Consider the following 20620-nt stretch of genomic DNA (forward strand, 5'->3'; position numbering starts at 1 on the left):
GCTGTAAAAATATTAAATATACTAATTTTCCTATAAAATAAACATCTTACCACCATTTATTAATCACATAAAAAAAGGAACTCAATTTGAGTTCCTTTAATTTATTTTGAAAGACATAAATTAATCTTCATCGTCTTCATCATCTTCGTCAGCGATATCATCCGGATCTCTATCTTCATCATCATCGTCTCCACCATCAGTATCAGGTTTATCTTGTGTATCGTCGTCATCGTCGTCGTCATCGCTATCATCATCAAGATCAAGACCTTTTACTGGTTCGATTGTGTCAACATCAAGATCGATGTCGTCATCTTCATCGTAGTTTTCAATTCTGTCAGCAAGTTTAGTACTAATTTTTACTAAATAAATAGTGTCTTCAGTACGAACTTCAACAGCTTCGATCAATTCGTTTTTAGCATTTCTAAAACGGATTACATCCGAATCATCATAACCATCAGGAAATTTCTCTACTAAAAGGTTCAAAATTTCGTTGGTAAGTTTAGCGTAGTCTACTATAACTCTTTTCATAAATATCCTATAAATCTAATAAATAAGCAAAAATTAACGGTGCAACAATTGTAGCATCCGACTCAATAATAAATTTAGGGGTTTTAATATCTAATTTACCCCAAGTGATTTTCTCGTTTGGAACAGCTCCTGAATAAGAACCGTAACTTGTTGTTGAATCTGAAATCTGACAGAAATAACTCCAAAACGGGATATCATGCATTTCCATATCCTGATACAACATTGGCACAACACAAATAGGAAAATCTCCTGCAATACCACCACCAATTTGGAAAAATCCAATTCCGTTAGTACTATTTTTTGGATACCAATCTGCAAGGAATGTCATATATTCAATTCCTGACTTCATGGTAGAAGCTTTTAATTCTCCTTTTATTACGTATGAAGCAAAGATATTTCCCATTGTACTATCTTCCCATCCCGGAACAATAATAGGTAAATTTTTCTCTGCTGCAGCATACATCCAGCTATCTTTTAGATCTATTTCGTAATATTCTTCTAAAACGCCTGATAATAGCATTTTATACATGAATTCATGTGGGAAATAACGTTCACCTTTATCATCTGCATCTTTCCAGATTTTATAAATGTGTTTTTGTAAACGACGGAAAGCTTCATGCTCAGGAATACAAGTGTCAGTAACACGGTTTAATCCTCTTTCAAGTAAAGCCCACTCGTCTTCTGGCGTCAAATCACGATAGTTAGGTACTCTTTCGTAGTGAGAGTGCGCCACTAAATTCATGATGTCTTCTTCTAGATTGGCTCCAGTACATGAAATAATCTGAACTTTGTCTTGTCTGATAATTTCGGCAAAAATTTTACCAATTTCTGCTGTACTCATAGCGCCAGCCATACTTACCATCATTTTTGCACCATTTGCCAATTGTTGTTCGTATGCTTTTGCAGCATCAACAAGAGAAGCAGAGTTAAAGTGTAAATAATGTTTTTCAATAAACTGACTGATTGGTCCTTTCATTTGTTTTGTTTTTTGTTTTTCTTTTTTTGAATTAAAAGTTTTACCTTTTACATGATACTGCAAATTAATAATTTTAATTTTATTAACATTTAATTTGCAAGTTTTTTTTTATGCTTTTTTTGTATAACCTAAAATCTTCAATACATCGTCAGAAGTTTGTTGTTCTGAGAAAACTTCAGTCGCTAAAATGCCGTTTTCATCACGATCTATTAAAATGTGTTTAGGTTGCGGAATCAAACAGTGGTGTAAACCGCCATATCCTCCAATAGTTTCCTGATACGCACCAGTATTAAAGAAACCAATATATAATGGCTTTTCCTTGCTGTATTTAGGCAAATAAATAGCGTTCATATTTTGTTCTGAATTGTAATAATCGTCACTATCACAAGTCAATCCTCCTAATAAAACCCGCTCATAAGTATCATTCCAACGGTTAACCGCCAACATGATAAAACGTTTATTTATAGCCCAAGTATCCGGCAAAGTGGTAATGAATGATGAATCAATCATGTTCCATTTTTCTCTATCATTTTGTTGTTTTTGATACAAAATCTGATAGATTGCGCCACCGCTTTCACCTACTGTAAATGATCCAAATTCTGTAAAGATGTTTGGAACATCAACTTCAGCTTCATCACATGCAATTTTAATCTGATTGATGATTTCATCAATCATATATTGATAATCATATTCAAAAGCCAATGAGTTTTTGATCGGGAAACCACCTCCAATGTTCAAACCATCAAGAGTAGGGCATTCCTTTTTAAGTGCAATGTATACTTTAATACATTTTACTAACTCATTCCAGTAATATGATGTATCGTTTATTCCAGTATTAATGAAAAAGTGAAGCATTTTAAGCTCTAATTTATCATTTTCCTGAATTTGTTTTTTATAGAACGAAACGATGTTTTTATATCCAATTCCTAATCTTGAAGTATAAAACTCAAATTTAGGCTCTTCTTCAGCTGCAATACGAATTCCAATTTTGAATTTTCCTTTAATTTCAGCCTGAAGCAAATCTAATTCTTCATAATTATCAATAATTGGAATAGTATTTTTATGTCCACTATTGATTAATCGTGCAATATTACTAATGTATTCATCTCTTTTAAAGCCATTACAAATTACATAAGTACTTTTATTGATTTTACCATTTTCAAGCAAATTCTCTACAATATTAACGTCAAATGCCGAAGACGTTTCTATGTGAATGTTATTCTTGAAAGCTTCATTCATAATGTATTCAAAATGAGAGCTTTTTGTACAATAACAATAGTAGTATTTTGCATCGTATTTATTCTTTTCCATTGATTTTCTGAACCAGGCTTTTGCCTTATTGATATTTTCAGAAATCTGTGGTAAGTATGTAAATTTTAATGGTGTACCGTATTGTTCAACCAATTTCATCAAATCGATGTTGTGAAATTGTAAGTTGTCTTTATTTAATTTGAATTCCGTTTGAGGGAAATAGTAAGTTTGATTAATTAGATCAGAATATTTTGTATTCATTTATTTTTAAATATTATAGATTGTGATTTTTAATTTAGGAAACTGTGCTAAATCTAAAATTCAAACCCTAATATTTGCAAATACTATTTGCAGTTTTTCATGTTCTGCTTTCGAGCAAAGAAACACATCAAAACAAAACGGACTTTTACTATTATAAAAACGATTCAACATCCTTAGTAAGGAACTATTGAGCCGGTTTCTATAAGAGCTAAATTGTTGTTGTTTCTTGTTTGTTTTCATCGTGGCAAATGTAAAAAATAATATATACCCAAAGCAAAGCTTTTTATTAAAAAAAGTTTAAGATTTATAATCCTGAAACGCGTCTAGAATCAATTTATTTTCAACGGATTGATTAATTTTTATTTTTCCGATTCCTTCAATTAATGCAAATTGAATTAAACCGTACTCATTTTTTTTGTCGTGAATCAGCAGTTCAAGAATCGGATCGATATCATTTTCTTCGATGATTACATCGTCATAAATACCTTTTATAGCCGTTTTTATTTCAGCATATTCTTCTGCTGTAATTAAACCTTTATGTAAAGAGATATAACTTTCTAATATCATTCCGATTGCAATAGCTTCACCATGCAATAATGTTGTTTTTGTTTCGCTTTCCAGAAAGTAACCTTCGATTGCGTGACCTAAAGTATGACCGAAATTCAAAGCTTTACGGATATTTTTCTCCGTTGGGTCCTGAATTACGATTTCGTTTTTAATTTCGACAGAACGATAAATTAATTCGTCGAAATCAGCAAAATCAATGGCTTGCAAATCCAAAAACTGTTTCCAGTAGACTGCATCATATATAAGTCCGTGTTTTAGCATTTCTGCAAGACCGGAACGCATTTCGCTTTGCGGCAAAGTCTGAAGATAATCTGTATCAATTAATACCATTTGAGGTACATTAATAACACCAATCTGGTTTTTAAGATTTCCTAAGTCAACACCTGTTTTTCCACCAACAGAAGCATCAACCATAGATAATAAGGTAGTTGGGATATTTATAAAGTCAACACCACGCTTAAAAGTAGAGGCCACAAAACCGCCTAAATCTGTCACAACACCACCGCCAAGATTAATTACAAGCGATTTTCTGTCGGCACCAAGTTCAGTTAATACTTTCCAGATTTCAATACAGGTTTCGATATTTTTATTGATTTCACCAGATTCAAATTCAATAATTTCAATAGTTAAATCAGTTTCAAGTAAAGGTAAAAGTTTTGGCAGGCAATATTCATTTGTCTCATTATCAACTATAATAAACAAATTAGAGTATTTAGTTTCCTTTAAATGATTATTTAAGGCTTCGTAAGCATTTTGGTTAAAATGTACTAGATAATTATTGGCTTGAATAGATTGCATATATGTGTAGTTATATTGAAACCACAAAATAAGGCTTTTTTAAGGAAATAATATTCAATCTTTTGTTCTAATTTGTTTTAAAAAGCGCTTAAATAAAATGAAATTAAATAAGTAAATTATATTTGAATTGACTTTTATCAAGTAAACGAATAAATTCCAGAACAATTGATGCATTCTGCTTCATAAAAAATTAGGTTTTATTTGCAATACAAATCCAATAATGCTGCATTTTGAAATTTCTTAACCTTTGCCAAACTAAAATATCTACATGCGTTTTCTTTATCGTTAACCTTTATATAAGACATACCCAGATAGAATTCTGCCTTTCCATTCACTAATCCAGGATATTTTAATGCCTCCAAGAAATAAATTATTGCTTGTTTATTTTGCCCGGTATTAAAATAATAAAGACCAATATTTTGTAATGCATTGATGTTTTTTGAATCTATTTTCAAAGCTTTAGAATAAGCCTCAAAAGCTTTGTCTAATTTTGATTGAGACTCAAATATTTGTCCTTCAGTAATATACTCGTTTATTAGAAAATCTTTTTTTTGTCTTAAAAGCGTAGAGTCATTAGGAAGCATTTTTAATCCCTGATCTATAAATTTAATTAGTCTTTTTTGATCTACGCCGGCGTTCTGTAATCCAATCGCAGTTATACTCCAGGCTTCTGACATTTTTCTATATTGCGAAAAAAGCTTATGTTCTTTAAGAATTTCAAGAGTATCTTTTTTTGCAGCCGCCAGATTAGTTGAATATTTAAAAAAGAATAGATTTCTTGGTCGCAAATAAAAAGCTTCTTTCATATAAACATATGCACTGTCTGTATTTCCTTTTTCTGTAGATATTAATGACTTATAGAAATTAATCCTACCTGAGTATGGGCTAATTTTATTCGCCTTGGCAAAATTGTATAAAGCTTTATCGTAATTTTTTTCACGAGTATAGTAGATTGCTGCATATTCATAAAATGATTCTGAGCTAAGGAAAACATTTGGATACATTGGCATTCTCTTAATAACTTCATCTCCGATTAAGGTTCCTTTTATTTTTGTATTTATATCATCCCTAATAATTTCGGCTTCAAGACATGACGCTTTGTAAATTATCATTGTAGAATAACTGGTAATGCAGCTTATGCCAATTAAAAGATATATAAGCCTTATTTTAAAAGCTTTAGAATTATTTTGATTAATTAAATCAGAACTATTTACGACTGTTAACGCCAACATTAAACTAAAAAATATTTGCATTGTTGGTCTGTACATTGGGAAGTTAAAGAATGAGTCAACACCATAAATAATTAACAATAACAAAACCAGACAAGCAATTGTTTTTGTTTCATTATTCGGTGATTTTAGAGCTTTTTTAAGATTTATAAAAAAAACTGTAATAAATAGAGAAAGATAGATTAGACCATTTAGCACTCCTGTTTCTGCTAGAATTTCAAAAAAGTCATTATGAGCATGTAACGAAGCATTAAAATTATCTTCGGTTGTTTGTTCATAAGGCATAGATTCAATTCGATAATTACCTAATCCAATTCCGAATAATGGGCTTGTTTGGCTTATTTTTAAAGCATTGCTCCACAATATCAATCTGGTTTTTGATGAAGCATCATCGGTATTTATTGCTTTTACTCTATTCTCCAACGAAACAAATCGGGCTTTATCTTTAGATTGTTTAAAAATCATATTCGAAAAAAACACAGAAATCAACACTGGAATAACTATATACAAAATTTTAATAAAAGTAAATCTGTTAAAAGAGTATTCTCTTAAAAGATAGACAAAGTAGATCAAAAAGATTAAAAATAAATTAATCAAAGCTGTTCTGGCTCCCGTTAATAAAATAGTTGTTACCACACAAAACAAAGCAAGAATCAAGAGAACTTTCTTGTAATTTTTAAAATGAGTAATACCAAATAACAAAAAAGGGATTTTAATTGTAAGACTGGCAGCTAGTATATTTATATTTCCAGTGTTGCCCTTCATATTATTTAATAATTGGAGCAACGAAGTGTTTTTTTGTAAAACTATAAAGCTGTTCAATTCTTGCCAAGACTGGAGAAAACCACTGATACCAACAATAAAAACGATCTTATAAAGTAAGTGAAGCTTGTCTTTAAGTAAAATAGAAAGGTTTATAAATAAGCAAAAAACAATAACTAATTCAGTTATATTCATAAAGAAAAGCGAAGTGTTTTTTGCAGTAAAAAATGATAATCCGCAAAGAATTAGAAAGGCCAGATAGATCTTTATAAAATAACTTTTCTGTATAACCGGAATTGCATTCTTTGATATTAGTTCTGAATTAAAATAAAAATAAATACCCGTCAATACGTTCAAAACCGATAGATATAGATATTGTGGAGCAATAATTTCTCTACTTTTAAAATAAGGAAAAAAATCAATACTCAATAGTAATGCAATAAATAGAATTACTATAAAGTCTGGAATACCTTGCTCTTTTTTGTAAATTGATGTCATAATACGTTTTGCAGATTATAATTTTAAGTCAGCAACAAGCAAAATTACTGTTTTCTAAAGTAAAATCCTACTTTTTTAATTATTGCTATTATTTAGCTATTAACGATATTAAAAATTATGAGGCTGTTTGGTGAATAATATTCAAAACTCTATTTATATTTGCATAAAAAACTAACCTTAATGGAAAAAATATTCGATAACACTCAAGTTGCATTTTCACTAAAAAGCGATACGGAACTTGATAGAGCTTATTTTCTTTTTAAAATGATCGACAGTCAACCCTTAGTGAGGATAGGAACTGCTGTTACCAATTTTGCTATTAAAGCAAATCTTCCGGTAGAAGGATTGATTCGTGCAACTGTTTTTGACCATTTTTGTGGTGGTGTAAACGAAGACGATTGTATTACAGTGGTAGACAAAATGTTTACAAAAGGGGTTTCGTCTGTTTTAGATTATTCAGTTGAAGGAAAAGAAGAGGAAGAGCAATTTGACGCTGCCTTAGAAATGACTTTAAAAACCATTGAATTTGCTAAAGAACGTCTGGCGATTCCGTTTGCAGTTTTTAAGCCAACAGGTTTTGGTCGTTTTGAATTGTATGAAAAATTAGGAGAAAAACAAACGTTGACTCCGGCAGAACAAGCTGAGTGGGATAGAGTAGTAGCCCGTTTTGATCATGTTTGTGGTGAAGCGCACAGAAAAGATGTTGCTTTATTGATTGATGGTGAAGAAAGCTGGATGCAAGATGCTGCAGATGATTTGGTTACTGATATGATGCGCAAATACAATAAAGAGAAAGCAATTGTTTTCAATACTTTACAAATGTACCGTTGGGATCGTTTAGATTATTTGAAAAAATTACATGAAGTTGCCAAAAACGAAGGATTCTTTATCGGAATGAAACTGGTTCGTGGCGCTTACATGGAAAAAGAAAACAAAAGAGCGGAAGAGAAAAATTATGTTTCGCCAATTTGTGTTTCTAAAGAAGCTACAGATGTCAATTATGATGCTGCCGTACATTATATGTTGGAGCATTTAGAAATAATGTCAATTTTCGCAGGAACTCACAACGAATTGAGTTCTTATAAATTGATGGAAATGATGCAGGAAAAAGGAATTGCCAAAAATGATCATAAAATTTGGTTTGGACAATTATACGGAATGAGTGATAATATTAGCTACAATCTAGCCGAAAACGGTTATAATGTTGCTAAATATCTTCCATTTGGACCTGTAAAAGACGTTATGCCGTACTTGATTCGCCGCGCCGAAGAAAACACTTCAGTTGCTGGTCAAACAAGCCGCGAATTATCTATGATTAAAGCAGAACGCAAACGTAGAAAAGGGAAATAGTCTGGGTTTTAGATTTTAGATTTTAGATTTTAGATTTTAGATTTTAGATTTTAGATTTTAGATTTTAGATTTTAGATTTTAGATTTTAGATTTTAGATTTTAGATTTTAGATTTTAGATTTTAGATTTTAGATTTTAGATTTTACAAAAAACTCCATTTTGCATTCGCAAATGGAGTTTTTTTTATTCCTGAACCGGATGGCTTATAGTTATACTTGTATTCTCGTAAAATTTGCCATTTCGAGCGAAGGCGGAAATATAGAATTATTGATACCTTTTCAAAGTTTTAAACTTTGACAAAGGTTTGAGTGATCTAAATATACCCCAATCTTGTCATTTCGACAGAGGAGAAATCACACGCGGGACTCGACAAAGATTGGCGATTTTGATAACGGAGTTTCTAGCGTGATTTCTCCTCCGTCGAAATGACAAACTAGACGAAAAAAATATTATGAAAATAATTTAGCTCCTGAAAAAGATTTGGTTTTACAATAGAAACTGAAACAACAATAAAAAAAGCCTGAAATATTGAAATATTTCAGGCTTTTTTTTATTGGAATTTGGAATTTAAAAAAAATGAAATTTCAAACTTTAAGAATTACTAAACTGTAAGTTACTTAAGTTTTTATAAATCCCGTTTTCAAGATTTATTAATTCCTGATGCGTTCCTTCTTCAGTTATTATTCCGTTGTCTAATACAAGGATTTTATCAGCGTTTCTAATCGTTGAGAGACGGTGCGCAATAATAATACTTGTTCTTCCTTCCATTAATACCTCTAACGCTTCCTGAACAAGTTTTTCGCTTTCACTGTCTAATGATGATGTTGCTTCATCCAGAATCAAAATACTTGGGTTTTTAAGCAATGCTCTTGCAATCGCAATGCGCTGACGTTGCCCGCCTGATAATTTTACGCCGCGTTCTCCAACCAAAGTTTCAAATTTCTCCGGAAATCCTTCTACAAAGTTCAAAGCATTTGCTTGTTTTGCAGCCAGCATAATCTCTTCGTTTGTCGCATCTGGTTTTCCGTATGCAATATTTTCTCTGATTGTTCCTCCAAATAAAATAACATCCTGAGGAACTATACTCATGTTTCCACGAAGATTTTCTAAATCATAATCGTAGATATTTTTTCCATCAACAAGAATTTCTCCTGATGTGATATCGTAAAAACGCAATAATAATGACGAAATTGTAGATTTTCCGGCCCCACTTGGGCCAACAATTGCAATCTTTTGTCCAAATTCAGCTGAGAAATTTACATCTTTCAAAACCTGAACTTCTTTTCTTGAAGGATAACTAAATCCTACATTTTTAAAAGAAACAATTCCTTTAATTTTCTCAATTGGAGAAGTTTTTGGATTTGCATTGATTGCTTCCGGAGTTTCTTCTAATAATTCAAAAACACGCTCTGTTGCTCCAACTGCTTTCTGAATTTGAGCATACATCTCAGCAATTCCGCCAAAAGATGCTCCAATAAACGTTGTGTAAAGTACAAATGAAATCAAATCTCCAACGCCTTCAACTTCTCCTTTTATAGTTAATGTGATTCCGTACCAAACTACTGCAACGACGCATCCAAAAAGGCATAAAATAATAAACGAAGCAAAATAACCACGGTATTGACCACCTTTAATTGCAATTTGTACAATTTCTTTGATTTTGTTTTTATAACGCTGAATTTCGTACCATTCGTTAGCAAAAGCTTTTACATTGCTAATTCCCTGAAGTGTTTCTTCGACAATAACCTGACTTTCGGCTACTTTATCTTGAGTTTTCTTTCCGTATTTACGAATAAATCTTCCAAAAATAACCGCAGCAACAGCAACGATTGGCACAATAGCCAACATCATTAAAGTCAATTTTGGACTGATATTTCCCAGAATAACAAATCCTCCAATAATCAGGATTAATTGACGTAAAAACTCCGCAATTGTAGTCGTAAAAGTGTCTTGAAGTTGCGAAATATCGGCACTAATTCTACTGTTTAATTCTCCAACACGTTTTTGAGAGTAAAAAGACATTGGTAATTTTACCAAATTCTCATACAACGCAAAACGAATATTAGATAATGAATTCTCAGTAAAATTTACAAATAGAGAAATTCTGAAAAAAGAGAAAACTGCCTGAAGCGTCAGAATCACCATTAATCCAACGGCAATTTCGTTTGCTCTGTCAAGGTTTTTATTGGTAACACAATCAACCAACATTCCCATTAATTTAGGAAAGGCGAGGGCAGTGGCACTTGTTAATAATAAGAAGATCAAACCCAGGAAAAATTTCCATTTGTGACCTTTGCCGTATTTAAAAATTCTGAAAGCTTTTTGAAGTGAGTTAGAGTCTAATTTAGCCTTAGGTAAATCATTTTCTTGAAATCTTGCCATTTGAGTATACAATTAAGATATGCAAATGTATGACTATAGCAAATGATTACAAAAGAATATTATCAATTAGGTTTTCGTATTGGTGTTTTTAACTAAAAGTAAAATAATTTTTGAATTTTCTTTACTTTTAAGAAGCTGTAAAAGAGTTTACTAAAAAACATCTGCAAAAAGTATTTCATTTTTTTCTAAAATATGCTTGCAAACACGAAATCTAACTGTATATTTGCACTCGCAATCACAAACGATAGCAACCTAGTAAAATAGGGCGATTAGCTCAGCTGGTTCAGAGCACCTCGTTTACACCGAGGGGGTCGGGGGTTCGAACCCCTCATCGCCCACAAAAAAAACTTCTTAAGAAATTAAGGAGTTTTTTTATGCCTTTTATTTCCCTGAAAAATCTTTTTATTATAAGTTAGCGTGTATATTTAAATCGTCGCTAATTAGTAAAGTATGAAATCACAAAAGGGAATTTTTTTAATCATTCTAATATATTTTTTGAGTTTGTTGAATTCATATGCTCAAAATGATGTTAATAAATTATTCTTCAATTTACCTTTAGAATCAAATAGAGATACTATTTACTCATCAATCAAAAAATACGGTTTTATAGAAAAGCATTCGAATAGAACTGTGTCTCAAGATGACAATATTATTAAAACATTTGACGGTTACTTAGACACTAAAACATCAGGAAATGTTTTGGCTGATAGCATACAAATTCAATTATCAACTGGAGGCACTATTCTGGATGATGAGAAATATTACCAAAACCTACTAATTATTTGGAGCTATTATCATTTTTCAAATGCCAAAACCGCAAAAATATTCTATAGAGATAAAAAACTAGAAATAGAAAAAATAATACCTGAAAAACCAGTCAATTACAAAAATTCTGAAGACAAGATAAAAACAGATAAAGACGATAGAAAAGTTTCCATTCAGTTTAAAAGAGAAAAACAAGAATATATTGTTAGATTAGAATATCTAAGAAATGAAGGAGAAAAAAAACTCAAAAGACAGTTTGTCAAGAAAGAATTTATTTTTAGGGAAATAGACAGTAAAAATTTATTTTTAGCTAATAATGTAGAACAAGTTCCTATTACAAAAAAATGCTCAACGAAAAATGATAAATCAATAGAATGTTTTAAAGAAAGCATTGCAAATCAAATATGGACAGATGTAGATTTTTACACTTTTGGTTTGACTCCTGGCGCTCACCGTATTTTTTTAAAGTTTGTTATAGATAAAAACAAACAAATCATAAACATTAAAGTAAACCACAAAAACAGCAAACTTTGTGAAGAAATAACAAGAAGTATAAATCAAATAAATATTGCAGAACCTGCTATTAACAAAGGATTAAAAGTTGACTTTTTAGCTGAGATTCCATTAACTATTTCAATTAACAATTAGTCTATTACAACAATTTACCTCTTATTTTTACAAAATTATGCTAAACGAAGAACTTAAAGACCAAATTTTAAATACTAAAATCAACTATTTTAATGGCTATCTTGCATCTTTAGCATTACTTAATTCGTACTCAATAGTTGGAATGAAATGTAAATTATATGCTTTCAACTTTTCGGCTGGCGATATTGAAAAATGTATTCAAAATAATGTATATGAGTTATTTGGAGTTTATCCGAATGACTGGAATATTGAAATTGAACAAATTAATGATTGGGAAAACAGACTAAAATCAGAATTGAACGCGTCATTAAAAAGAAGAATACCAAGAGAAAGCGATAAATCTATTGCTCAGCAATTAGACTATACTGAAAACAGCTTAGTTAAAGACTTGGGACTTCGGACAAAACTTGTTAATGAGAATTTTATTAGTATGTTCAAAAATGAATTTATAACTGATTCAATGTGTGTTTACGAACTAAAAATCACAGAAAAAAGCTCATCTTACAGACTTATAGGAATTGATTTAATATTTGAAATAGATTCCACCAAAATATTATTTCTTCAAATACTTGGAAGTGATTAATTGTAATACCCGTTTAATTTTAAAGGTATTCCGTTTAATAATTCCCCACCAAAAAACAGTTCTATTTTAGTTTCTTCAGTTTGCAGTGTATTTTTATGTATTGCAAACCACTTTCCATCTAAAATAGCGATCTGGTCATGAATCGAAATCTCTTTATCGAAATTTTCAGCAGCTTCCAAATCAAAAGATGTATAACTATAAATATTACCTCCAATATTTGCTAAATATAAATCTTGATTGTAATCTTCAATCCAATCATATTCTGCAGGAATTATATACTCTAAATCAGCATTAATAATTCCCCATTTTCCATTCAAGAGTTTACCTTCTAAATAAGGCTCGCTTACACGATAAGGACTTTTAAGCCTTTCTTTGAGTGCTTTATCAAATTCATTATTAAATTTCTTGTTAGAAATCCACTCATAAGCACCAGTAAAAACTTTAAACTTATCTTTTTCAAGACTAAAATTAATAAAGTCGAAGATAGGTTTGATTATTTCATTACCACTAAAATCAATGATTCCGTATTTAACCGAATCGTCTTTATTAATAATAACTTTTACTAAATTATCATTATGATCAGACAATCTATGATAAGGCAATCTTTTAATCTCTCGATTTTTTAAATTCAAATTAAAAATTAAACCTTCTTTTTGAAGAATAGCATTATCATTTTCTTTGTTAACAACAATTATATTATAAAAATCTTCACTATACAAAACACCATTATTATCAGAAAGACTATAAACGACAATATCATCATCTATTATTTTAGATACCTCAAATAGGTTATAATCATGTATTTGTTCTAAGTAATAGTTTCGATTAAATGAAATAGGAATAATTTCATTCTCGATCATTGCGATATCTGGCAAGGTATTTAAATTACCAATCTCTTCTTTAATAAATCTGCTATGTATATCAAAATAATACAGTTGTTTTGCGTTTAAATTATTCGCGTCAATATTATCAAGAGATCTGGAACAAATAATTATATTAAACTTTTCGTGAAAAATAAAATTTTCAAAAAAAGGCAGAATAGCAACCTTATTAGGCTTTACAGATGCAAATAAATTGTTTTTAGAAGAAAATGTATATCTGTAAAATGAAAAAGCATAAAAATCACGATCTTCATAATAATCCATTTGAGATATTTCATATTCATTGCCATTGTAATTAAACAAATAGTTGGAATCTCTAAGATGCGAAATGGAGTAAGTTTTAAATTTTAAATTATCTAAATCTAAATTATTATCTAAAGAATTTAGATTTAAGTATTCGTTTAACTTTTCTAATGTCCCGAAATCATTTTGGAACATTTCATCTGTATTTTCCATTACTATATGTTTTGTATAGCTAATATAGAAAAATTGCTTCTTAGGATTTAAATTTTCAATTGAGAAATGATCATAAACCAGCACACAACGCCCGTAACTACGATTAGCTATATTTATTTTATTTTTTTCTAAAAACACTTGCAAATACAAAATCTAGCTGTATATTTGCACTCGCAATCACAAAATGATAGCAACCTAATAAAATAGGGCGATTAGCTCAGCTGGTTCAGAGCACCTCGTTTACACCGAGGGGGTCGGGGGTTCGAACCCCTCATCGCCCACAAATTTCCAAAAACTCCAAAGTCATTAGATTTTGGAGTTTTTTGCTTTATGTACTTTTATGAATCTTATCGTTTACATCTTATTTAGTGAAAGTAAGGATAGATTCTATATTGGATTTACCTCGGATCATGTTCAAAAGGGATCAAAACAAAACCTGTGGATCTATAAAAAATTATTGGACGAATTTAACCGCAAAGTACGTTAAGGATCTTGTCTAATAGTATGTTAAAAAAACACAAAGTTCGCAAAGCTATATCAACACAAAGCTTTGCGAACTTTGTGTTTTTTTTAAATCCGATATTTATAAAAAACTTAGCGTACTTTGCGGTTAAAATAATTAGTCAATACAAAATATTTTAAATTTCTCCACAGTTTTTTGTGTTGATTCTAGATATGCGCTATAAAGTATTACTTATATATTTGTTATCAGATCTTAAAATAATACTTATGCAAATAAAACTTTTAGGTTTAATAAGTCTATTACTATTGAGTAATCAAATTATTTATTCTCAGTACGCAGGAAAATATGAGAATGAAAAGCAATTATCATTAGATGGCAAATATCGTATCTATAGACACGATATAGGCTATGTTCTAATGGCCAATGAAAAGTTTGAAGGTACAAGATTGCTTAAAGAAAATGAAGATAGAAATAAAAATGAAGGTTTTGATCTAAGAGGATTAATTGGCTCCTGGGAATCAAATGACACTTTACAAGTTTATAGATTTGATAAAACTCTCGATAAATACAAGGATACAATCTGTCGTATTAGTTTTGAAAAGTACTATGATTTAGTTGTTAAAGTTAAAACTTATCACTCTCTTGATTCATATGGTTACGAAGAATATAAATTCAACAATTATAAGATACTGAAAAACAGAATTGTAATAAACGATATTGAAAAGGTTTTCGACAAAAGTTCACCAAATAAAAAAACTGTAAGTTTTCCTTTAGGAGGAGTAGAATTTAATGAAAAAGACGGGGAAATTAAAAGCATTATGGTGAGTATTGTAAAAACAAGATATGATTATGAAAAAGAAATGGAACCTGGCAAGTATTCAAAAGAAAAAAGAGCAAGTATAGAATATACGAATTTATATTTTTATCCAAAAAAATCAATTAAAATAGACACCACCAATTTTAGAGGAGTCTTTTTAGATATAAGATAAAATCTGTTATTTTAAAATTTAATTTCTAAGGAAAATATAACTAAAATAAAAAACTAGCAATCAATACTATCTACAATCAATTTAAATCAGTATTAATTGCATTTCTTAAGTTTTAGTTTTTTCATTTTTCCGGCTTCTGATTCGTTTTCATAAGTGTCTTGCAAATAGTCCCGATAAACCCATTTGCCATTCTGTTTTTCAAGGAAATCTTTTATTTTGTCAAAAACAGGTACTTTTTCGTTATTAAAATCAAACGAACCTTCGTGAATTCCAAAATGCTTTAATTCTGTCCATTTTTTATTGCAAAGCGAATATATTTCGCAATTATTGACTCTGCTAAAATCTAACTTATCGATAACTAATGCTATCTCGTCTTTATGATCGTCATTATTGTCTCCAATATTAATTAAGCAATAAAGTCCTTGTCCCGCGCCAAGATGCAAAGTATCACTGTTACTTTTATTTGTTGTTAAATACAAATCCGAATCCTGATTGTCAAACCATTTTACCACATTATCCCAATCGTTTTGAAAAACATCAGGAGATTTCTCGATTTCAGTTTGTGTCTGTTTTGAAAAATTATGCTGAAAAAGTGTGTCTTGTTTTCCGTTTCCATCAAAATCCCCAACTACAAATAGTTTTTGCAATTTAGTAAGTTTAATAACCGTGTCTTTATTAGCAGAAATAGGAGGGTGGTAAACTTTCTTTTTACTATTTCTATTGCAACTGAGAAGCGCTAAAATCAGTAATGTTATACAAAATGTTTGTTTCACGGTTATGGTTTAAAAGTTTTGAAAGAGATAAAATAACTTTGATTTCTGTTAATCTTATAGCTTGAATTAGCTATTTTTATACAATTCAATTTTTCTTCCATCAAGATCGGTTATTATAGCCATAAATCCGTAGTCTGTTTGGGTTGGCGGTAATAAAAATACAACTTCTAATTCTACTAATTTCTGAATTATAATTTCAAAGTTATCAATTCCAAATCCCAATCTCAGGTTTTTGTCAGCTTCAGTTTGTTCTTTTGCCAAAGGATAAATTTCTAAAACTGTTTTTCCAATAGTTGCAGAATAATGAAATGGTGAATTTCCGTGTTTGTGATATTCAAATTCCAATCCAAATAGATTGTAAAAGTCAGAAAGCTTTTTAGTGTCTTTTGTTCTTAAAACCAATAAACGTATTTCCATTATTGTTTCATATTGAATTTCTATTTGCAAAAGCTTTTTAATGTAGCATTATATTGTCAGTCTCAATAAAATAAGATTTGGATTATCTTCGACTACACTCTCTAATTTTTTAAAATTTAATTTCTCAAGAAGTTTAGTCGAACTTTGGTTCTCTTTATGTGTTTGCGCGTTTATTATCTTTATTCCAAGTGTTTTGCCTGCATAATCGATAACCTTTTTCGCAGCTTCACTCATAACTCCCTGACCCTGATATTGAGTAAGAAGTTCATATCCAATTTCACATTTTTTCGAATCTTCTATAAAGTCAAAAAGGCAAATTGTACCAATTAGTTTATTCTCATCGGTTTTTGTAATTGCCCAATAAAAAAGGTCATCATTTTCAATTATATTGTCAATGAAGTTCAAGGCATCTTCTAGTGTTTTGCTTAGTTTTCTGTCAAGGAATTTATTTATTTCTTTATCAGAACGCAATTGCAATATTTCTTCGGAATCATTTTTTGAGAGTTTCCGAAGCGTAAATCTATCAGTAATCAAAATAGGGAAGGTTTGTAAGTTCATCATTCCAGAGTCTCTTTTTTATTTATAATTGACATTAACTATTTTTCAATTTCATTCAGTTCTTCTATAGCTTCATCTGCGCCGATTAATCGTTCTTCAAAAAACGAATGATATTTCACTTTATCAATGTTTAATTCTTCAAATGCATTTTGTACAACTCTCAAATGAATATAATTTGGTTTTACTTTTCGATAAATAGTATAATCAATTATAGTAATATCCTGAATCAGATTAGTTTTAAAAATCACTTTTTCAATGCTTTTAATATTTTGAGAATTCTTGATTTCCCATGTAAGTTTACTTAATTTCCCTGACTCAACTTTTTCTATTTCATAGATTTCCTTTGAATTTAGGTCATATTTAGATATCGATAATAAAATTTTACCAAAGTTTGCAGCTTCTATGTATTTTCCGTCACTTTTACTGATCAATTTTCCGTGTCCGTTCTTTCTTAATTCATGAGCTAAATTCACACAAGTTTCAGAAAAATCAGTCTTACCAAACGATAAAACCTCTTTATTATTTGTAAAAGAATACAAAATGATAATTAGAAATGTGAAAGTAATTTTTCTCATTTATTGCTTTTTAACAGGTTCAAAATACACGAACTTTCTTCTTGAAGTATGATAATAATCTTTAGATTTAAAGCGAGACTTTTTGCGCGTTAAAATACGTTCAAAATTAGATTCGTAATGCGCTTTTACAATCCATTTAAAGTTCAAATCCGGATCTTTAAATTTTAAAATTCTTTTTCGTCCCTTATCTTCATAATTCCCAACACCAAACCACATTTGCCCATCATCTGTCTGAAAATAATGTTTAAAAGTACTATCCGCATAAAAAACATACCAATTCGAAAACATCACAGATTTAGACTGTTTCATCACAATACTATCCTGAGCAAACATATTTAGTCCAAAAAGAAACACAAGAATTGTTATATATTTCATTTTTGATGTTTTTTTATTTTTTGAAACAACTCAACAACGTACTTTTCGACAAATTCAGAATTTAGAGTTTGACTAAAATACTTTCTGTATTCTTCGTCAGTTTTTCCAAAAATCGCATTCATTTTTCCGGTAAAGCAAAAATTTTCTTTTCGATTCAACACTTTTCCATTTTCAAATTTGAATAAATTCGTTCGCCAAAAATCTTCTGGCATTGCACTGTCTTCTCTTGTTGAAATTTGATACGATGATTTGCCATAACCAGAATAAACAACACTCAATTTGCTTTTACTTTTTGTAAAATAACTTTCGGCTACAAATGCATTACCTTCGTAAATAGAAATTTGAACTTCTATACTGTCTATTTTTATATTTTCAGTTTTTAAAACTTTAGCCTTTTCGTGTACAACTTGAGCAAATAAACACAAACTATTAAGAAGTAGAAAAAGTAGTATTGTGCTTTTCATATGTTTTGTTTCGTATTAAGTTATAGGTTTTGAAGGTATTTACGAAAATAGGGAGTTTTTCTTTATCTATTCAAAAACTTAGACATTAAAATTATAGTGCAACAGAAAAAATATCTTATAAATCAAAGGCACAAGAAATTAATACTTGTGCCTTTTTTGTAATTATTCTATGCTTTATTTACTTTTCTTGAGAGAAATTATCGATTGCAAAACAACCGAAATCATTACAAAAAACAATCCAATATAAAATGACGTATTTACTTCTTTACTTTCGTCAAAGAAGATAAATGCTAATATAATGGCATAAATTGGTTCCAGATTAAAGCTGAGATTGACCGTAAAAGCAGGAATCTTTTTTAAAACTTCGGCAAAAGCCACATACAAACCAACTGTGCAGAAAAGAGACAATAAAATCAGGTAAAAAGTATCTTTTAAATTTGGAATAATACTTTCTGCAGGAAAAAAATACAGATAAACCGGAAGTAAAACTCCCAAACCAATCGTTCCGCCTAACATTTGATAATAATTGATGATTTTACTATCATAAATTTTCACAAGTCTTTCGTTATAAATCGTGTAAAGCGCTGCAAAAGCTGATGAAATAACACCCAAAGCAATCGCTAACTGATGCGAAGTGTCAAAATGGAAGATCAAACTAATACCTAATAATGTCAACGCACTTAAGAACAATTCCAGGAATTTAACCTTGGCTTTATCAATAAAAGGTTTAAAAACCGCCGTAAAAAAGCTTGTCAAACAATAACAGACAACGCCAATAGAAATATTAGAATATTTGATACTTGCATAAAAGAAAATCCAATGTATTGTGATTAATAAACCAATCCTGGCGATATAGAGTTTTTCTTTTGAAGTGGTTTTGTCAGCTATTCTAAAAAGTTTTAGAATCAAAAACAAAATAATAGCCGAAAAAAAGATCCTGTACCAAGTCAATAAGCCTTCATTAAGAGAAATGAGTTTCCCGAAAACACCGGTAAAACCGGCAAGTATTACAGCAAAGTGTAATAATAAATATGATTTTTTCATAAAAAAATTATCTACCAATCCTTTAAGGACAAGATTTTTAAATTAAAATTTAATTGAGAATTTTAAGTACAAGGAATCATCGGACAAAATATCCGAACTGTACTTTTTAAATTTCTAAGAAATATTAAAATCTTGGCGGAGGAAGACAACCTTTTCTGTTCATATTTTTTTTATTGTAGATTGCAAAAATAATAAAAAGCGCTATAAAACTGGATAATAATAGAACTTAATATTTAAAGAATAATTTATTTATTGTTTCAAAAATCCAAAAAAACAATAATAATAAGCTTAATTTAGTCCAAAACACTGTAGTACAAAATCATTCTACAAATAAAAAGAAATTTTATAATGAAACAACTTTTAATGATAATGACGCTGCTAACTATTTGTATAAATAGCTTAACAGCACAAACTCAAAAGACTATCGATAAAATAGGAGGCAGCATTTATTATGGAGATTATGTTAAAGAATTAAAATCAGAAAATGATTTACCAAAAAACATACAATCTAATTTAAAAGGATATTTGAATAAGATTTTACCATCAATTACTGACAGTATTACATTTTCTCATGGTCAAATTATAGATTTAAAAAGGCTTTTCGAAAAAGAGCCTTCAACTTATAATAATTTCAGAATAATACCAGCATATGAATTAAGTTTTTACTTAAGAAAGAAATCAATTGGTGTGAAAAATTACTATTTAGAGATTGGACTTGATGAATACGGTCAAATATTAGAAACTAATTGGCCGAAAGAAACATTTTCTTTTGAGAGCTTTAAAACTTTAAAAGAAATCGAAACAACTGCTTTAAAGCATATTGCAGCTAAAAAAATGGAATATAAATCATACACATTCGATTTGGTCTATAAAAAAGACACTGACAAATTATTTTGGATTATTGCATTTCTCACTAAAACAGAAGGAACCCGAAATGAATATTACGAAATCGAATTCCCTTGGAATTCATTAAAAATTTCAGATGAAGGTTTTGGATATAAACAAATTCTTTATTAGTTTTTTTTTAA

Annotated in this window: 19 protein-coding genes and 2 tRNA genes; 7 read left to right on the forward strand and 14 right to left on the reverse strand. The window is 29.8% G+C overall.

From position 1 onward, the window contains the following. Nucleotides 1-120: 120 nt before the first annotated feature. The 5 genes from C8C83_RS22440 to C8C83_RS22460 form a co-directional block, all read right to left on the reverse strand. Nucleotides 121-528, reverse strand: coding sequence for a DNA primase (locus tag C8C83_RS22440; RefSeq protein WP_121330778.1), 408 nt, complete (start codon nucleotides 526-528; stop codon nucleotides 121-123). Nucleotides 529-535: 7 nt separating this feature from the next. Next, nucleotides 536-1504, reverse strand: a complete 969-nt coding sequence (locus C8C83_RS22445) for a deoxyhypusine synthase family protein (RefSeq protein ID WP_035681188.1) — start codon at nucleotides 1502-1504, stop codon at nucleotides 536-538. Nucleotides 1505-1612: 108 nt separating this feature from the next. Next, nucleotides 1613-3016, reverse strand: coding sequence for an arginine decarboxylase (locus C8C83_RS22450; RefSeq protein WP_121330779.1), 1404 nt, complete (start codon nucleotides 3014-3016; stop codon nucleotides 1613-1615). A 297-nt stretch (nucleotides 3017-3313) separates the two neighbouring features. After that, the gene (gene aroB, locus C8C83_RS22455; protein WP_121330780.1) at nucleotides 3314-4381 is read right to left on the reverse strand and encodes a 3-dehydroquinate synthase; all 1068 of its coding nucleotides are present in this window, start codon (nucleotides 4379-4381) and stop codon (nucleotides 3314-3316) included. Between the two features lie 197 nt (nucleotides 4382-4578). Next, complete coding sequence (locus C8C83_RS22460) at nucleotides 4579-6567, reverse strand: O-antigen ligase family protein (RefSeq protein WP_158598186.1); 1989 nt, start codon at nucleotides 6565-6567, stop codon at nucleotides 4579-4581. A 483-nt stretch (nucleotides 6568-7050) separates the two neighbouring features. Between C8C83_RS22460 and C8C83_RS22465 the strand changes: the two genes are divergently transcribed. Next, nucleotides 7051-8220, forward strand: a complete 1170-nt coding sequence (locus tag C8C83_RS22465) for a proline dehydrogenase family protein (RefSeq protein WP_121330782.1) — start codon at nucleotides 7051-7053, stop codon at nucleotides 8218-8220. A gap of 590 nt (nucleotides 8221-8810) precedes the next feature. Here C8C83_RS22465 and C8C83_RS22470 read toward each other — a convergent pair. After that, nucleotides 8811-10601 carry an ABC transporter transmembrane domain-containing protein gene (locus C8C83_RS22470; protein ID WP_121330783.1) on the reverse strand — a complete coding sequence of 597 codons (1791 nt, stop codon included), beginning with the start codon at nucleotides 10599-10601 and terminating at the stop codon, nucleotides 8811-8813. Between the two features lie 263 nt (nucleotides 10602-10864). On the opposite strand from C8C83_RS22470, the gene C8C83_RS22475 reads away from it, so the two are divergent. From C8C83_RS22475 to C8C83_RS22485, 3 genes are all read left to right on the forward strand, one after another. Next, a tRNA-Val gene (locus C8C83_RS22475) sits at nucleotides 10865-10939 on the forward strand. Between the two features lie 112 nt (nucleotides 10940-11051). Continuing rightward, nucleotides 11052-12014: a hypothetical protein gene (locus C8C83_RS22480; RefSeq protein ID WP_121330784.1), complete on the forward strand. Its 963-nt coding sequence runs from the start codon at nucleotides 11052-11054 to the stop codon at nucleotides 12012-12014. Between the two features lie 37 nt (nucleotides 12015-12051). Next, nucleotides 12052-12597: a hypothetical protein gene (locus tag C8C83_RS22485; RefSeq protein WP_121330785.1), complete on the forward strand. Its 546-nt coding sequence runs from the start codon at nucleotides 12052-12054 to the stop codon at nucleotides 12595-12597. Here the strand turns inward: C8C83_RS22485 and C8C83_RS22490 are convergent. Then, on the reverse strand, nucleotides 12594-13934 hold the full coding sequence (locus C8C83_RS22490) for a WG repeat-containing protein (RefSeq protein WP_121330786.1): 1341 nt from the start codon (nucleotides 13932-13934) through the stop codon (nucleotides 12594-12596). The two genes, C8C83_RS22485 and C8C83_RS22490, sit on opposite strands and share 4 nt — an antisense overlap. Nucleotides 13935-14140: 206 nt before the next feature. Between C8C83_RS22490 and C8C83_RS22495 the strand changes: the two genes are divergently transcribed. Both C8C83_RS22495 and C8C83_RS22500 read left to right on the forward strand, forming a co-directional pair. Beyond that, nucleotides 14141-14215: transfer RNA gene (locus C8C83_RS22495), tRNA-Val, on the forward strand. 448 nt (nucleotides 14216-14663) lie between these two features. Beyond that, nucleotides 14664-15386: a hypothetical protein gene (locus C8C83_RS22500; RefSeq protein ID WP_121330787.1), complete on the forward strand. Its 723-nt coding sequence runs from the start codon at nucleotides 14664-14666 to the stop codon at nucleotides 15384-15386. A gap of 92 nt (nucleotides 15387-15478) precedes the next feature. On the opposite strand, the gene C8C83_RS22505 is transcribed toward C8C83_RS22500, so the two are convergent. The 7 genes from C8C83_RS22505 to C8C83_RS22535 all read right to left on the reverse strand — a co-directional run bounded on the left by C8C83_RS22505 (nucleotide 15479) and on the right by C8C83_RS22535 (nucleotide 19592). Further along, a complete protein-coding gene (locus C8C83_RS22505) occupies nucleotides 15479-16033 on the reverse strand; it encodes a hypothetical protein (RefSeq protein WP_132011911.1) in 555 nt (184 codons plus the stop codon). Nucleotides 16034-16225: 192 nt separating this feature from the next. After that, nucleotides 16226-16576, reverse strand: coding sequence for a VOC family protein (locus C8C83_RS22510; protein ID WP_121330789.1), 351 nt, complete (start codon nucleotides 16574-16576; stop codon nucleotides 16226-16228). A 48-nt stretch (nucleotides 16577-16624) separates the two neighbouring features. Then, a complete protein-coding gene (locus tag C8C83_RS22515) occupies nucleotides 16625-17137 on the reverse strand; it encodes a GNAT family N-acetyltransferase (protein ID WP_121330790.1) in 513 nt (170 codons plus the stop codon). A 35-nt stretch (nucleotides 17138-17172) separates the two neighbouring features. Continuing rightward, the gene (locus C8C83_RS22520) at nucleotides 17173-17709 is read right to left on the reverse strand and encodes a hypothetical protein (RefSeq protein ID WP_121330791.1); all 537 of its coding nucleotides are present in this window, start codon (nucleotides 17707-17709) and stop codon (nucleotides 17173-17175) included. After that, nucleotides 17710-18084 (reverse strand): hypothetical protein, encoded by a 375-nt coding sequence (locus tag C8C83_RS22525; protein ID WP_132011912.1) that lies wholly within the window; start codon nucleotides 18082-18084, stop codon nucleotides 17710-17712. After that, on the reverse strand, nucleotides 18081-18548 hold the full coding sequence (locus tag C8C83_RS22530; protein WP_132011913.1) for a hypothetical protein: 468 nt from the start codon (nucleotides 18546-18548) through the stop codon (nucleotides 18081-18083). Before C8C83_RS22530 ends, C8C83_RS22525 begins: the two co-directional genes overlap by 4 nt. 174 nt (nucleotides 18549-18722) lie before the next feature. Continuing rightward, on the reverse strand, nucleotides 18723-19592 hold the full coding sequence (locus C8C83_RS22535) for a DMT family transporter (protein WP_121330793.1): 870 nt from the start codon (nucleotides 19590-19592) through the stop codon (nucleotides 18723-18725). A 348-nt stretch (nucleotides 19593-19940) separates the two neighbouring features. Here C8C83_RS22535 and C8C83_RS22540 point away from each other — a divergent pair, with 348 nt between their 5' ends. Next, nucleotides 19941-20609 (forward strand): hypothetical protein, encoded by a 669-nt coding sequence (locus tag C8C83_RS22540; RefSeq protein WP_132011914.1) that lies wholly within the window; start codon nucleotides 19941-19943, stop codon nucleotides 20607-20609. Nucleotides 20610-20620 lie beyond the last annotated feature (11 nt).

It is taken from the genome of Flavobacterium sp. 90 (assembly GCF_004339525.1).
GTDB lineage: Bacteria > Bacteroidota > Bacteroidia > Flavobacteriales > Flavobacteriaceae > Flavobacterium.

What these genes read in the sequence shown, in the direction of transcription:
- C8C83_RS22535 (WP_121330793.1), bottom strand. Translation starts at nt 19,592, where the DNA reads ATGAAAAAATCATATTTATTATTACACTTTGCTGTAATACTTGCCGGT.
- C8C83_RS22460 (WP_158598186.1), bottom strand. Translation starts at nt 6,567, where the DNA reads ATGAATATAACTGAATTAGTTATTGTTTTTTGCTTATTTATAAACCTT.
- C8C83_RS22465 (WP_121330782.1), top strand. Translation starts at nt 7,051, where the DNA reads ATGGAAAAAATATTCGATAACACTCAAGTTGCATTTTCACTAAAAAGC.
- C8C83_RS22440 (WP_121330778.1), bottom strand. Translation starts at nt 528, where the DNA reads ATGAAAAGAGTTATAGTAGACTACGCTAAACTTACCAACGAAATTTTG.
- C8C83_RS22510 (WP_121330789.1), bottom strand. Translation starts at nt 16,576, where the DNA reads ATGGAAATACGTTTATTGGTTTTAAGAACAAAAGACACTAAAAAGCTT.
- C8C83_RS22445 (WP_035681188.1), bottom strand. Translation starts at nt 1,504, where the DNA reads ATGAAAGGACCAATCAGTCAGTTTATTGAAAAACATTATTTACACTTT.
- C8C83_RS22520 (WP_121330791.1), bottom strand. Translation starts at nt 17,709, where the DNA reads ATGAGAAAAATTACTTTCACATTTCTAATTATCATTTTGTATTCTTTT.
- C8C83_RS22525 (WP_132011912.1), bottom strand. Translation starts at nt 18,084, where the DNA reads ATGAAATATATAACAATTCTTGTGTTTCTTTTTGGACTAAATATGTTT.
- C8C83_RS22480 (WP_121330784.1), top strand. Translation starts at nt 11,052, where the DNA reads ATGAAATCACAAAAGGGAATTTTTTTAATCATTCTAATATATTTTTTG.
- C8C83_RS22515 (WP_121330790.1), bottom strand. Translation starts at nt 17,137, where the DNA reads ATGATGAACTTACAAACCTTCCCTATTTTGATTACTGATAGATTTACG.
- C8C83_RS22500 (WP_121330787.1), top strand. Translation starts at nt 14,664, where the DNA reads ATGCAAATAAAACTTTTAGGTTTAATAAGTCTATTACTATTGAGTAAT.
- C8C83_RS22485 (WP_121330785.1), top strand. Translation starts at nt 12,052, where the DNA reads ATGCTAAACGAAGAACTTAAAGACCAAATTTTAAATACTAAAATCAAC.
- C8C83_RS22490 (WP_121330786.1), bottom strand. Translation starts at nt 13,934, where the DNA reads ATGGAAAATACAGATGAAATGTTCCAAAATGATTTCGGGACATTAGAA.
- C8C83_RS22470 (WP_121330783.1), bottom strand. Translation starts at nt 10,601, where the DNA reads ATGGCAAGATTTCAAGAAAATGATTTACCTAAGGCTAAATTAGACTCT.
- C8C83_RS22530 (WP_132011913.1), bottom strand. Translation starts at nt 18,548, where the DNA reads ATGAAAAGCACAATACTACTTTTTCTACTTCTTAATAGTTTGTGTTTA.
- C8C83_RS22540 (WP_132011914.1), top strand. Translation starts at nt 19,941, where the DNA reads ATGAAACAACTTTTAATGATAATGACGCTGCTAACTATTTGTATAAAT.
- C8C83_RS22450 (WP_121330779.1), bottom strand. Translation starts at nt 3,016, where the DNA reads ATGAATACAAAATATTCTGATCTAATTAATCAAACTTACTATTTCCCT.
- aroB (WP_121330780.1), bottom strand. Translation starts at nt 4,381, where the DNA reads ATGCAATCTATTCAAGCCAATAATTATCTAGTACATTTTAACCAAAAT.